Source organism: Maribacter sp. 4U21 (assembly GCF_002742365.1).
In the GTDB taxonomy this organism is placed as follows: Bacteria; Bacteroidota; Bacteroidia; order Flavobacteriales; family Flavobacteriaceae; genus Maribacter.
The window spans coordinates 1-12943 of record NZ_MDGN01000074.1 but is presented as its reverse complement, the minus strand read 5'-3'; the positions used below and the strand labels follow the sequence as shown (position 1 = coordinate 12943).

The 12943-nt window shown below is 40.5% G+C and carries 13 protein-coding genes and 1 pseudogene; 10 read left to right on the top strand and 4 right to left on the bottom strand.

Going from position 1 to position 12943, the window contains the following annotated elements; genetic code table 11:
- Positions 1-25 precede the first annotated feature (25 nt).
- From BFP77_RS15030 to BFP77_RS15005, 6 genes are all read left to right on the top strand, one after another.
- Positions 26-973 (top strand): glycosyltransferase family 2 protein, encoded by a 948-nt coding sequence (locus tag BFP77_RS15030; RefSeq protein WP_099574870.1) that lies wholly within the window; start codon positions 26-28, stop codon positions 971-973.
- A 56-nt stretch (positions 974-1029) separates the two neighbouring features.
- Positions 1030-2739, top strand: coding sequence for a phospho-sugar mutase (locus BFP77_RS15025; RefSeq protein ID WP_099574869.1), 1710 nt, complete (start codon positions 1030-1032; stop codon positions 2737-2739).
- Positions 2739-4565, top strand: a complete 1827-nt coding sequence (locus BFP77_RS15020) for an ABC transporter ATP-binding protein (RefSeq protein WP_099574868.1) — start codon at positions 2739-2741, stop codon at positions 4563-4565. Before BFP77_RS15025 ends, BFP77_RS15020 begins: the two co-directional genes overlap by 1 nt.
- A gap of 212 nt (positions 4566-4777) precedes the next feature.
- Complete coding sequence (locus tag BFP77_RS15015) at positions 4778-5317, top strand: RNA polymerase sigma factor (RefSeq protein ID WP_099574867.1); 540 nt, start codon at positions 4778-4780, stop codon at positions 5315-5317.
- Positions 5318-5443: 126 nt separating this feature from the next.
- Positions 5444-5959 (top strand): hypothetical protein, encoded by a 516-nt coding sequence (locus tag BFP77_RS15010; protein WP_257212989.1) that lies wholly within the window; start codon positions 5444-5446, stop codon positions 5957-5959.
- Positions 5949-6401, top strand: a complete 453-nt coding sequence (locus BFP77_RS15005; RefSeq protein ID WP_099574866.1) for a hypothetical protein — start codon at positions 5949-5951, stop codon at positions 6399-6401. The genes BFP77_RS15010 and BFP77_RS15005 overlap by 11 nt, the downstream gene beginning before the upstream one ends.
- A 36-nt stretch (positions 6402-6437) precedes the next feature.
- Here the strand turns inward: BFP77_RS15005 and BFP77_RS15000 are convergent, their stop codons facing one another.
- Positions 6438-7472, bottom strand: coding sequence for a sialidase family protein (locus BFP77_RS15000; protein ID WP_099574865.1), 1035 nt, complete (start codon positions 7470-7472; stop codon positions 6438-6440).
- Between the two features lie 70 nt (positions 7473-7542).
- On the opposite strand from BFP77_RS15000, the gene BFP77_RS14995 reads away from it, so the two are divergent.
- Positions 7543-8760 (top strand): RsmB/NOP family class I SAM-dependent RNA methyltransferase, encoded by a 1218-nt coding sequence (locus BFP77_RS14995; RefSeq protein ID WP_099574864.1) that lies wholly within the window; start codon positions 7543-7545, stop codon positions 8758-8760.
- 10 nt (positions 8761-8770) lie between these two features.
- On the opposite strand, the gene BFP77_RS14990 is transcribed toward BFP77_RS14995, so the two are convergent.
- The 3 genes from BFP77_RS14990 to BFP77_RS17410 all read right to left on the bottom strand — a co-directional run bounded on the left by BFP77_RS14990 (position 8771) and on the right by BFP77_RS17410 (position 10940).
- Positions 8771-9154 carry a winged helix-turn-helix transcriptional regulator gene (locus tag BFP77_RS14990; protein ID WP_099574863.1) on the bottom strand — a complete coding sequence of 128 codons (384 nt, stop codon included), beginning with the start codon at positions 9152-9154 and terminating at the stop codon, positions 8771-8773.
- Positions 9155-9353: 199 nt separating this feature from the next.
- A complete protein-coding gene (locus BFP77_RS17415; RefSeq protein WP_257212987.1) occupies positions 9354-10166 on the bottom strand; it encodes a hypothetical protein in 813 nt (270 codons plus the stop codon).
- A 66-nt stretch (positions 10167-10232) separates the two neighbouring features.
- Positions 10233-10940 carry a hypothetical protein gene (locus BFP77_RS17410; protein WP_257212986.1) on the bottom strand — a complete coding sequence of 236 codons (708 nt, stop codon included), beginning with the start codon at positions 10938-10940 and terminating at the stop codon, positions 10233-10235.
- A 450-nt stretch (positions 10941-11390) separates the two neighbouring features.
- Here BFP77_RS17410 and BFP77_RS14980 point away from each other — a divergent pair, with 450 nt between their 5' ends.
- The 3 genes and pseudogenes from BFP77_RS14980 to BFP77_RS14970 all read left to right on the top strand — a co-directional run.
- On the top strand, positions 11391-12098 hold the full coding sequence (locus BFP77_RS14980; protein ID WP_099574862.1) for a class I SAM-dependent methyltransferase: 708 nt from the start codon (positions 11391-11393) through the stop codon (positions 12096-12098).
- A gap of 109 nt (positions 12099-12207) precedes the next feature.
- Positions 12208-12756 (top strand): CIA30 family protein, encoded by a 549-nt coding sequence (locus tag BFP77_RS14975; RefSeq protein WP_257212985.1) that lies wholly within the window; start codon positions 12208-12210, stop codon positions 12754-12756.
- Positions 12757-12815: 59 nt separating this feature from the next.
- A pseudogene (locus tag BFP77_RS14970) lies at positions 12816-12943 on the top strand (IS1595 family transposase); the annotation flags it as partial.

Here is a 12943-nt window from a genome sequence, read left to right as displayed (position 1 = left end):
TTGATAGGAATTTCTGAAGCAACCAATGCAGCTATCTATTGTAATTCCTTTATTAAACGAAGAAGAATCGCTCAAAGAGCTTTATGATTGGATTGTATCCGTGATGCAATCCAATCATTTTTTATACGAAATCATATTCGTAGACGATGGGAGTACCGATGCTTCCTGGGCTACCATTTCTAAACTTTCAAAGGAGAATACGAATGTAAAAGGTATTCGTTTCCTTCGTAATTTCGGAAAATCACAAGCATTACATGCAGGTTTTAACGCTGCTACAGGTGATGTGGTCATCACTATGGATGCGGACCTTCAAGATAATCCAGAGGAAATTCCTGCCCTTTACAGTTTAATCAGATCAGAGGGGTATGACCTTATATCGGGGTGGAAGAAAAAAAGATACGACTCTATCATTTTTAAAAACCTCCCTTCTAAACTTTTTAATTGGGCCGCACGCCGTACTTCTGGAGTTAAATTGAACGACTTCAATTGCGGTCTTAAAGCCTATGACCGTTCTGTGATAAAAACAATTGAAGTTTCTGGAGAGATGCACCGCTACATCCCCGTTTTGGCAAAAAATGCCGGTTTCTCTAAAATCGGAGAGAAAGTAGTACAACATCAATCAAGAAAATACGGAAAAACAAAATTTGGTATGGACCGTTTTATAAACGGTTTTCTGGATTTGATAACCATTTGGTTCGTTTCTAAATTCGGAAAAAGACCCATGCACTTGTTCGGTGCTTTGGGAGTTGTCATGTTTCTTATTGGATTTGGTTTTGCCCTTTATTTAGGTATTGATAAACTATTCCTAAATCCTTTTGGAAGGTTGATTACGGATAGACCACAATTCTACATTGCTTTGACATCAATGGTTATGGGTACCCAGTTATTTTTGGCCGGATTTTTAGGCGAAATCATGATACGCTCCAAGCGAGAGGAAAAAAGATATGTTATTGCCGCTAAGATAGCCCTATAGCGCTTCTTGAATATAATTTTCTTTGTAAATTTAAATACTAAACAAAAACAGATTACATGGATAACTTCCTTGATACCGCCAAAAGCTGGATGACCGATTTTTTTGACCCAGCCATTAAAAAAGAAATTCAGCATTTAATTGAAAATGACACCGATGAGCTAAAGGATAGGTTCTACAAAAACATGGAATTTGGAACGGGCGGTATGCGCGGAGTCATGGGCGTTGGCACCAATAGAATCAACAAATATACCTTGGGTAAGAGTACGCAAGGTTTAAGTAATTACCTCAATAAAACATATGCCGGCGAGGATATAAAAGTGGTAATTGCTTTTGATTGTCGACATAACAGCGATACACTGGCTAGAACCGTGGCCGAAGTCTTTTCCGCGAACGGAATTAAAGTATTCCTCTTTTCGGAACTGCGCACTACTCCGGAACTTTCTTTTGCGGTACGTCATTTAAATTGCCATGCGGGAATTGTATTAACGGCATCACACAACCCTCCGGAATATAACGGTTATAAGGTATACTGGACAGACGGCGGACAAATTGTACCTCCACAAGATGGTGAAATCATTTCCGAGATCAACTCCCTTAGCGTAGAAGATATCAAGTTTCAATCCAACGATGATTTAATCGAAGTAATTGATAAAGAGGTAGACGAGGCCTTTATTGAAGCATCCGTAGCAAACGGGAATTTCAGTGCTGCCGGAAAGGATGATTTCAAAATAGCTTTTACTTCCCTACATGGAACCTCAATTACCGCCATACCGGAAGTTTTGAAACGCGCGGGCTACAAAAATGTCACCATCATAGAAGAACAGGCTAAACCAGACGGAAACTTCCCAACGGTAAAATCACCAAACCCAGAAGAATCGGAAGCCTTGTCCATGGCCGTTAAAAAAGCGGAAGAAATTGGTGCGGATATGGTTGTAGGTACCGACCCGGATAGTGACCGGTTGGGTATTGCCGTTAGAAATCTAGACGGGGAAATGGAAATTGTCAACGGAAACCAAGCTATGGTGCTGATGACTAAATTCCTATTGGAAAAAAGAAAAGAAAAAGGTTTTAAAGGGAACGAATTTATTGCTACCACCATTGTTTCTACGCCTATGATGGAGGCGATGGCAAAAGCCTATGGTGTGGAATTCAAAACTGCTTTGACCGGATTCAAATGGATTGGAAAAATGATAAAAGACTTTCCCGAATCGGATTTTATCGGTGGTGGTGAGGAAAGTTTCGGGTACATGGTGGGCGACTTTGTCCGCGATAAAGATGCCGTAACTTCTACCCTACTCGCTTGCGAAATTGCGGCTCAGGCGAAGGCAAATGGAAGTTCTTTCTACAAGGATTTAATCGATTGCTATGTTGACTACGGTTTTTACAAAGAACACTTGGTTTCCATAACTAAAAAGGGCATTAGTGGTGCGGAAGAAATTAAGCAGATGCTAAAAGACTTTAAGGAAAATCCTGTAAGCTCCGTTGCGGGTTCTAAGGTAAAGTGGATAGAGGATTACAATACTTCTACTGCCAAGAATGTCCTTACCGGAGAAGAAAAAGCTATAAATATTCCAAAATCCAATGTTTTGATTTATGAAACAGAGGATGGTACACGTGTTGCAGCAAGACCAAGTGGTACGGAACCTAAAGTTAAATTCTACATTAGCACCAATACTAACTTGGATATGGCCTCAAATTATAAGGCTGTAGCCGCTACGCTAGATGCAAAAATAGAGCGCATTTTGAGCGAGCTTAAATTGAGTTAATGGATTATTTCAAGAAGATTCTTCGCTTTGCGAGGCCTTACAGCCGTTATGGCTATCTAAATATTTTCTTTAATATCCTTTATGCGCTGTTCAGTGCACTTTCCTTTGCAGCATTGATACCAATGCTTAATGTGCTGTTTGAGCAAACAGAGCCAGTCACTGAACTTCCTGTTTTTGAAGGTATCAGTAACGCTAAAGACTATTTTATAGACTATTTGGGTTACCATGTTACGCAATATGCAGGAGAAGACAAAATGAAAGCACTTATACTGGTCATTGGATTAATCTTAGTCCTCTTTCTACTGAAAAATCTTTTCAATTACTTGGCCATGTATTTTATCACCTTTTTAAGGAATGGTGTACTAAAAGACATCAGGAATAGCATGTATCAAAAAATAACCGAACTCCCTATTTCTTATTATTCAGAAAAACGAAAAGGTGACGTTATCGCTAGAATATCTTCTGACGTATTGGAAATTCAGCATTCTTTCCTCTCTATTCTAGAACTTATAGTACGTGAACCGTTGACCATCTTGTTCACCATTCTAATTATGTTCGGAATCAGTGGAAAACTAACACTATTCGTATTTATTTTCATTCCTCTTGCTGGTATGGTAATATCGAGAATAGGAAAATCCCTTAAAAAGAAATCTGATGATGTTCAAAGAGAGCAAGGCGAATTTTTATCGGTCATAGAAGAAACACTGAGTGGACTGCGAGTTATAAAGGCATTTAATTCCGAATCCCGTTTTTACCAAACTTTCAGTGCCTCTACTCAACGTTTTTTCAATTTCAGCAATACCCTTCTAAATCGTCAAAACCTTGCTTCTCCTACAGGTGAGTTTTTAGGTATTTTAGTCATAGGGGTGTTATTGTGGTTCGGCGGAAAAATGGTTTTGGTCGATGAAACACTAGACCCCGCCTCTTTTATCGCCTACATGGGCTTGGCCTATAATATCCTTACACCTGCCAAAGCCATTAGTAAAGCGTCTTACGGCGTAAAAAAAGGAAACGCTGCGGCAGAACGGGTGCTGGAAATATTAGAGACCAATAATCCTATTGCTGAAATTGATAATGCAATTGAGAAAACAGCCTTTGACAACAATATCACTCTAGAAAACATCTCCTTTAAGTATGAAGACGATTATGTACTAAAGGATTTTAGCCTAAATGCTCCTAAGGGAGGTACGGTGGCATTGGTTGGGCAGTCCGGTAGTGGTAAAAGTACTATTGCCAATCTGGTGACACGGTTTTATGATGTAAACAAGGGTACCATCAAAATTGATGGCGTCAATATAAAAGACCTTTCAAAAAAATCGCTTCGAGGTTTATTGGGTTTGGTTACCCAAGACTCCATTCTATTCAATGATTCCGTTCAGAACAATATTGGTCTGGGAAAAGAGGGCGCATCTTTGGAGGAAATACAGGAGGCCGCTAAAATTGCCAATGCCCATGATTTTATAATGGACCTGCCAAAAGGTTACGACACCAATATTGGCGATAGCGGTAATAAACTAAGCGGTGGTCAAAAACAGCGTTTATCCATAGCACGGGCGGTCTTAAAGAATCCCCCAATCATGATTTTGGATGAGGCCACCTCAGCCTTGGATACAGAAAGTGAACGATTGGTACAGGACGCGTTAGAAAAAATGATGAAGAACCGTACCTCCATTGTAATCGCCCATCGCTTATCTACCATTCAGAATGCGGACAATATAGTGGTACTTCAGAAAGGAGAAATCGTAGAGCAAGGTACGCATCTAGAACTCATAGAAAAGAACGGCACCTATAAAAAGTTGGTCACCATGCAATCTCTTGACGCATAGCCCATTTTATTACAGCTTACTTGATAATCGAGATTTATAACTTTCTGACGCTTGTGTAGCAATTAATGTTGAGCTTGTTAAGGCTTGAGAGCTTTCCCTAATATCATTTTTCGACGTTATTGCTCCGTAAATAGACCTTTTTGCCAAAAAAGAAACAAATGAAATTAAACTAATTATCAATTTAGTAGTCCAAATAAGAAATAAGCCCTCTTTTGATTGCAGAAGAAACTTTAGTCAACGAATTACAGCATAAAGCGACCCAAGAAAAGGCCTTTGAGCTGTTAGTAAACACGCATAAGGAACGACTGTATTGGCATATTCGTAGAATTGTACTGAATCATGATGATGCAGATGATGTATTGCAAAACACGTTCATAAAAGTGTACCGCAATATTAATGGGTTTAAAGGAGATAGTAAGTTGTTTTCGTGGATGTATCGTATTGCAACGAACGAATCCTTAAGTTTTCTAAAGCATAAATCAAGAAAGTTAGGTTTGAACGATGGAGCATATCAGGACCGATTGGTGGAAAGTTTAGCGGCCGATGTCTATTTTGAAGGAGATGCCATTCAGCTTCAGCTACAAAAAGCTATTGCTACCTTGCCAGAAAAGCAAAAATTAGTCTTTAACATGAAGTATTTTGAAGAATTGAAATACGAGGAAATTTCGGAAATATTGGACACTTCGGTTGGCGGACTAAAAGCATCCTATCATTTAGCGGTGAAAAAAATTAAAGTACATTTAAAGAAATAACCTTGGAGCAAGCCATGAGCACAAAGAAGAAAATTACTATTGATTTAGCCGTAAGCTTTGGCTCATTTTAAATCTCGATTAGCGAGTGAAGATTAAACCTTTTAAAAGATTGACAGTCAAACAATAATGATGAACGAATTCAATAAAAATAATCCTTTTAAAACTCCCGACGGCTATTTTGAAAAGTTGTCGGAATCACTTAAGGATGCTGTAGGCCATGAAGCGCCAAAGCTACCAAAAGAGGATGGCTTTGCCCTACCCGATGGTTATTTTGAAAACTTGCATTCGAATATTCGGCACAAATTAAACGTAAAAGAAACGAAAGTAGTTCAGCTACATCCTTTCAAAAAATACTATATGGCTGCTGCGTCCGTAGCTGCGCTATTTCTTTTGGTGTTAGGTTTAAATTGGAATACGGAACAACAACCCTCCTGGGATGATTTGGCAAATTCCGAGATAGATTCTTATTTTGAAAACAACGACTTTGAACTCCCTTCCTACGAAATAGCCGAGGAAATACCTGTCGACGGAATGGAGATAAGTGATTTTTTAAATACGCAGTTAAATGATGCACATATTGTAGATTACTTGGATGAAAATATTGATGATTTTGACGATTTAAATTTAGAAGATGAGGAATAACTTATTATTAATACTACTGGTATTCTCCATAACCTGCTCTTTTGCACAGAGTAAGGAGAGACGTGACAAAATAAAATCTTTAAAAGTGGCCTTCTTAACGGAACGTTTGGAGTTGAGCGCTAAAGAAGCGCAGCAATTCTGGCCTGTTTATAATGACTACGAAAATAAAAGAGATGCACTGCGCAAAAAAGAACGCACCCAGATACGGAGTAAAATTAGGGATGCAGCTAACCTTACGGAAAAAGAAGCGGCCAATCTGCTTACACAATATTTGAGTTTTGAAGAGGAAGAAGAAGAACTGGACAAATCTTTCCTAAAGGACATAAGCAAAGTTATCTCAGCTAAAAAAACCTTGTTGTTGCTGCGTTCGGAGGAAGAATTTAAGCGACAGCTCATCAAGCAATACCGGCACAATAAAGGCGGTGGCGGCCGTCCTAGATAAATTTATAACTCCCGGTTTTAAAAGCTGGTCGCTTAATTAATCTCTTTTAAAAGTCAATTTAGCAATGTTGTTTTTACCAGCCGCATAGGCAACAGAATCGTTCTGAAAGCGAATGGTGTAAAACGGTGCATCGGACAACTTTTTCCAAGTTGAACCCATGTCACTAGAATACGAAATACCGTTAAAACCAAGTGCTACTATTTCTTGACCCTTACTACCGGGAACAAAACGAATACAACTTTTGTATTCAGGATGTTGTCCATCCGCCAGTAGTTCCCAAGTTTTTCCACCATCTTTTGTGATGGCCTTGTTGGCCGTACTCACCTCTGGTTTCGTATAATCACCACCTATGGCAACGCCTAAATTTTCATCCCAAAAATCAATTGAATAAATACCTTCCGCATCGCCCTCATTTATGATAGGTGTTCGAAAGGATTTCCAGGTTTTTCCTTTATTAGGAGAAAAAAGAATACGGCTACTTGTAGTAGCTATCCAAGTTTTACCTCCAATTGTTTTAATATTGGTGTTGCTAGCTGCAAAGGCACCTTCTCCTTTAATTCCCGCCGGTAGTTCGGAACATGGGATTTTCATCCAATGATGTCCACCGTCTCTTGTGATAATGATGGACAAGCATCCGTTTACACTATCACCTATGGCAATGCCTTCGCGGTTGTTCCAAAAGGTCATCGCATCGTAGAAAACGCCCTCACCTTCTTCTTTGTAGACCAAATCCATCTTACCATCTTCTCCAGTCTTGTATAATAGTGCAGGATTTCCGACCGAGAGCATAAAAAAATCGGTAGCATTAAATGCGACCGCCCTAAATTCTGGAATATACGTATGGTATTTCTCAATATTGGTCCTGACCGTTCCCGTATTTAACTCCAACGTGCCAAACGTACCTTTGTTGGCCGCAAAGCCCAAACTATTTCCCATTATTTCAATAGCTCGTATACTTAAGGAATCTTCGTATACGCTCTCAATCTCCACGGAACTAAAATTCTTTTGATTCTTACTTTCAGAACAAGAGATTATTGAAAAGAGAATTAGTAGAATAAGAACATACCGCATGATATAATTTTTTTCAAAAATAAATGGAATCGCTTCTAAAACAATACCTTTGCAACCTTAAATTTCCGAGATGAAACTCCATAGAAATCTAGTATTTGCCGTTATCGATGCCTTGAACTTAATATTCAATGAAAACGAATATGCGGACAAGGTGGTTCAAAAAGTGTTGAAGTATGATAAACGCTGGGGTTCTAGAGACAGGGGTTTTATTGCTGAAACCACCTATGAAATGGTACGTTACAAGCGACTGTATACTGAAATCGCAGCGACCAAAGCACCCTTTAGTAGGCCGGACCTGTTTCGTATGTGGGCGGTTTGGGCGGTTCTTAAGGGAATTAAACTACCGGACTGGAAGCAGATTGAACCCACTCCCGAACGACGAATTAAAGGGAAGTTCGACGAGCTTTCCAAAATTAGGAAATATCGGGAAGCAGTGCCCGATTGGATTGATGAACTTTGCGAGAAATCGCTCGGAGAAAAGCTCTGGACCGCCGAAATTGCGAAACTTAACGAGCCGGCAGAAGTAATTCTCCGTACCAACACCTTAAAGACCACCAAAGAAAAACTTCGTAAAGCTTTATTAGATGAGGGTATTGTCACGGAACCTATTAAAGGATACGCCTCGGCTTTGCGTTTACCCGAGCGAGCTAATGTTTTCATTACCCAGAGTTTTAAAAACGGCTTTTTTGAAGTCCAAGATGCTTCCTCGCAATTGGTGGCGGCTATGTTGGATGTAAAACCGGGGCAACGTGTCGTAGACACTTGTGCGGGTGCCGGAGGTAAATCGCTTCACTTAGCGGCCTTAATGGAGAACAAGGGTCAGTTGATTGCAATGGATATCTACGGTAGTAAACTAAAGGAACTGAAAAGAAGAGCAAGGAGAAACGGTGCGCACAATATAGAGCCACGGGAGATAGATTCTACCAAAGTGTTCAAAAAACTATACGGTAGTGCTGACCGGGTATTGATTGATGCGCCTTGTACCGGTTTAGGGGTAATCCGAAGAAATCCGGATACCAAATGGAAAATGCAGCCAGAATTCTTGGATAAAATCACCAAGACACAACAAGAAATCCTTAGAAGCTACAGTAAAATCCTAAAGCCCGGAGGAAAAATGGTCTACGCCACATGTTCCATTTTGCCACAAGAGAATTTAGACCAGGTAAAATCCTTTTTATCGAGTGACGAAGGAAAAGAATTTTCCCTGATAAATGACAAGAAAATCTATGCCTCAAAAAGTGGTTTTGACGGCTTCTATATGGCGCTGTTGGAAAGAAGATTGGTATAGCGTTTCCTGTTCAATCAAACAAGGGCAATTGATTCGTGCTTTGAGCGGATTTAGTTTTTTTCTTAGTTTGATGTTTAATACCCCATCGATTCATGGATTGAATTACCGATAGTAAAGACTTCCCGAACGGAGTTAAAGAATACTCTACCCGCGGCGGAATCTCTGGAAATAGTTTCCGCTCCAATATTCCAGATTTCTCCAACTCTTTTAGCTGTTTACTGAGCATTTGCCGATTAATACCGCTAATCTCCTTTAAAAGCCCTGTAAATCTATTAGTTCCCTTAGAGATTCTAAATAGAATAATAGGTTTCCACTTCCCTCCTATTTGAGCCATGCAAAAGGTTACGGCACAGTCCGTTTTTTCTTTCGTATTTTCCGGTGTTGTAGACTTCATAAGTTAATATGCTGTTTCGTAGTATAAATTTACCAAGATAACATACCTGGTTTAATTTTCATACTATTACAACTATTAAAGGTTGGTCTAGAAATCAAACTAAAATGCGATAGTGTTATAACTCCAAATAGAGACAAAAAAATACCCCTACATACTAAATAACTCATAGGGGTATATCATATTATGAATTAGGCGGAACTTATTCCTTTAAGGTAGGGTATTCCAGACCTAACTGTTCTAAATAAGTGTCGTACTTGGTTTCGTCATAGTAGAATTTTTCTAGTTGAGAACGAAACTGTCCTTGTTTATCCGAATTCAAGTAAATAGGCGGCATATCACTTTCAGAAATCATGGGAATAAACTTGGTCTCTTTGGTCTGTTCGTTATTAAAATAGTCCCAAGCACCCGTTAGCAGTTCTGGTTTCAGTAGAAAATCTAGGATGGTCATGGCTTCGGCCTTGGCTCCTGCCAACACTCCTTTATGTGCAATAGGTGTTGCCATGGTAATGGCGTTACTCCAGTGGTGCCCTTGCAAACCAGGAATGTTAGAAGGAAAGCGCATGGTTACCGTGGGTACTTTCCAGGAAATATCCCCAATATCATCAGAACCCCCGCTTATAGGTTCTATTACCGGTAATCCTAATGGAGAAAGCTCAGTACTTAAGCCTTCTATTTTTTTGGAATTGACCTCGGTCTGTACCGCCTTGGCCAATGTTTGGTCGGCTTCGGACCAAGTGGGTAGTCCTACCTTTTTTATATTCTCGTACATGGTTTCTGCAATGACCTTATTGTAATGCCTTGGCCATGCCGCTCCGAGTACTTTATGCTTTACGGTTGTTCCGGTCATCATGGCGGCACCTTCGGCCATTTTGTTCGCTTCCTCGTACATTTCCATAATCCCATCGTACTTAATATCCCTAAAATAAAACCAAATGGCCGCCTTGGAAGGCACTACATTAGGTTGGTCTCCGGCATCCGTAAAGATGGAATGTGAGCGTCTTAGCGGGTGCAAATGCTCTCTTTTATAATTCCACGCTATATTCATCAACTCGGCCGCGTCCAGCGCACTTTTACCACGCTATGGGGAGCCGGCGGAGTGAGCGGATTCCCCCTCAAAAGCATACTCTACGGAGATTAAACCCGTTCCCCTCGTTGGGCCGTAAGAAACACTGAGGTTGCTACTTACGTGCGTAAAAATGCACATATCTATATCATCAAAAAGTCCGTCTCTAACATACCACGCTTTAGCCGCTACGAGTTCCTCGGCAATACCGGGCCAGACCAGTAAAGTTCCTCCAATATTTTCCCGTTCCATAATTTGTTTTACGGCTAATGCTGCGGAAATGTTCATGGGAATGCCAGCATTATGTCCCTCACCATGACCTGGCGCACCTGCCACGATAGGTTTATGATAGGCCACTCCCGGATATTGTGACGCTTTGGGTATGCAATCGACATCGCTGCCCAAAGCAATCGTTGGACCTTTGCCGTTGCTCCAAGTAGCGAACCAGGCTGTAGGAATACCCGAAATGGAGTTTTCGATTTCAAAACCGTTGTCCGATAAAATTCCTGTAAGGTATTTTGAAGATTCTACTTCTTGAAAACCCAGTTCGGCAAAACTGAAAATTTTATCTACCATTACCTGGGACTGCTTTTTGTTGGTCTCCACTATGGCTGCAGCTTCGGTCTTAAGCTTCTCAATTTGTTTTTTGGATATTTTTTTTTGTGCGAAGGCACTCGTCATGCCGCATAGGGCAAGTACAACTAGAATTGTCTTTTGTTTCATAAGGGTTCTTTGAAATTGGTCCTCAAAAAGATACGGAAAAAGTCTATGAATAAAGGAAAACACCCATGTTTTTGCCAAATTTGAAATCATAGGGTCGACGAATTAGGATTTTGTGGACTTATAGGGTTCCTTTTTATACTATTAGAACACCTCCCTTAATCCCTCCTTACTAGGAGGGAAACGGTTTTGTTTTCAAGAGTATCAGCCCTCGCTCTAATAAGCATGTGCTGAGCAGAGCCGCAGCGAGGGATTAAAGGACATGTAAAATCTAATAACTTTAAACTTTCCTTAAGGCTTCAACAATCCCCTAATTTGTACCTTTAGACAACTACAGTAAATTACCTCGGGGGCAAGCGAATGAGGCATTTTAAGGAAAGTCAACATTTATTTCGACGCAAGTGTCGGATCTCTATAAATATCGATTATCGCGTAAAAGAAAATCTCATTTAAATGAAAAAAAGAATTTCACAACTTCTGGGTCTGTTCCTTTTATTGACTACAAGTTCCCTAGCCGCTCAAGAAAATCGCTATACGCTTAAGGACGGTGACCGCAGCGGTATCGGAAAATGGTATATGGACCGGGAGATTGCGCAGGTCATGGGCTACCAAGGCATGTCCTGGTTAGAACGCGATGAACGTGAGACCGAAGAAAACACCACTACGCTATTAGAAAACATGAATATCTCCAAGACCGATGACATTGCGGACATTGGGGCCGGCTCCGGTTATCATGTATTTCGAATGGCAACCAGAGCTACGCAAGGAACCATCTACGCGGTAGATATTCAAGAGGAGATGCTGACCGCCATGCGGAATAAAAAATCCGACGGTAAATTCGCAAACGTGACCCTGGTCAAAGGCAGTGAAAAAAGCATCAACCTCAAACCCAATTCGGTAGATAAGGTGCTCATTGTGGATGTGTACCACGAAATGAGCTTTCCCTATGAGATGATGGCCTCCATTAAAAAAGCCATGAGACCTAATGGCAAACTGTATCTCATTGAATACCGCGCCGAAGACCCGAATGTCCCCATTAAAAAATTACATAAAATGACCGAAACTCAAGCGGTAAAGGAACTAAAGGCGGTGGGACTGATACTCAAAGAGAATAAGGACAACCTGCCCTGGCAACATTGTATGGTGTTTGTGAAAGAGTGAAAGAACAAAAGCCAGTAGCCAGTAACTAACAGCCAAAAAAATTAGAACACTTCAAAAGTGTGATTGCATTAAAATAACACGAATTAATATTGTATCCTTGGGATGCCGTATGTTAACTAAATTACTACTACTTACTTTTTTAATTTCCATTCCTATGACCGCACAGACCATCGTAAACTTTAAAGAAAACCCAACCACGAATAACTGGAAGGTCGTAGACGATGTGGTCATGGGCGGCCTTTCTTCAGGTTCGTTTTCCCTGACCAGCGAAGGTTATGGCAAATTCTCAGGAGAAGTTTCCCTAGAAAATAACGGCGGATTCTCCTCCGTACGTTACGCTATGGAAACCCTAAGCGTTAGTCCTGAAAGTAAAATTCGTATACGCCTAAAGGGTGATGGCAAGTCCTACCAGTTTCGGGTAAAACATGACCGCAAGGCCTATTACAGTTATATCACGGAATTTGATACTACGGGCGACTGGCAAACCCTAGAATTTACCTTGGCCGACCTCCGCCCTACCTTTCGTGGTAGAAAAGTTGACCTCCCCAATTTTGACCAAAAAACAATTGAAGAATTGCGCTTTTTGATTGGGAATAAAAAGCCACAGGACTTTGAGTTGTTGGTGGAGTCTATTGTATTTCTTGATGCCGGTAAATAAGTGTTATAGAGGTCAGTAGATAAATTCATACTTTTGAATTCAATAAATATAGGGTTTATATGGATATTTTCAAGGGTCAAAACCTTCTAGAGTTCTCCGATCGCTTCAAAACGGATCTGGACTGCAAGGAGTATCTCGCCGGGATCAAATGGAAAGAGGGTTTCAAATGCGTCAAATGTAACCATGT

Excerpts from the sequence above, each read along its gene's own strand:
- BFP77_RS17410 (WP_257212986.1), bottom strand. The coding sequence starts at position 10,940 with ATGAAACAAAAGACAATTCTAGTTGTACTTGCCCTATGCGGCATGACG.
- BFP77_RS14990 (WP_099574863.1), bottom strand. The coding sequence starts at position 9,154 with ATGAAGTCTACAACACCGGAAAATACGAAAGAAAAAACGGACTGTGCC.
- BFP77_RS15025 (WP_099574869.1), top strand. The coding sequence starts at position 1,030 with ATGGATAACTTCCTTGATACCGCCAAAAGCTGGATGACCGATTTTTTT.
- BFP77_RS14975 (WP_257212985.1), top strand. The coding sequence starts at position 12,208 with ATGTTAACTAAATTACTACTACTTACTTTTTTAATTTCCATTCCTATG.
- BFP77_RS14995 (WP_099574864.1), top strand. The coding sequence starts at position 7,543 with ATGAAACTCCATAGAAATCTAGTATTTGCCGTTATCGATGCCTTGAAC.
- BFP77_RS15005 (WP_099574866.1), top strand. The coding sequence starts at position 5,949 with ATGAGGAATAACTTATTATTAATACTACTGGTATTCTCCATAACCTGC.
- BFP77_RS15000 (WP_099574865.1), bottom strand. The coding sequence starts at position 7,472 with ATGCGGTATGTTCTTATTCTACTAATTCTCTTTTCAATAATCTCTTGT.
- BFP77_RS15010 (WP_257212989.1), top strand. The coding sequence starts at position 5,444 with ATGATGAACGAATTCAATAAAAATAATCCTTTTAAAACTCCCGACGGC.
- BFP77_RS14980 (WP_099574862.1), top strand. The coding sequence starts at position 11,391 with ATGAAAAAAAGAATTTCACAACTTCTGGGTCTGTTCCTTTTATTGACT.
- BFP77_RS15030 (WP_099574870.1), top strand. The coding sequence starts at position 26 with ATGCAGCTATCTATTGTAATTCCTTTATTAAACGAAGAAGAATCGCTC.
- BFP77_RS15020 (WP_099574868.1), top strand. The coding sequence starts at position 2,739 with ATGGATTATTTCAAGAAGATTCTTCGCTTTGCGAGGCCTTACAGCCGT.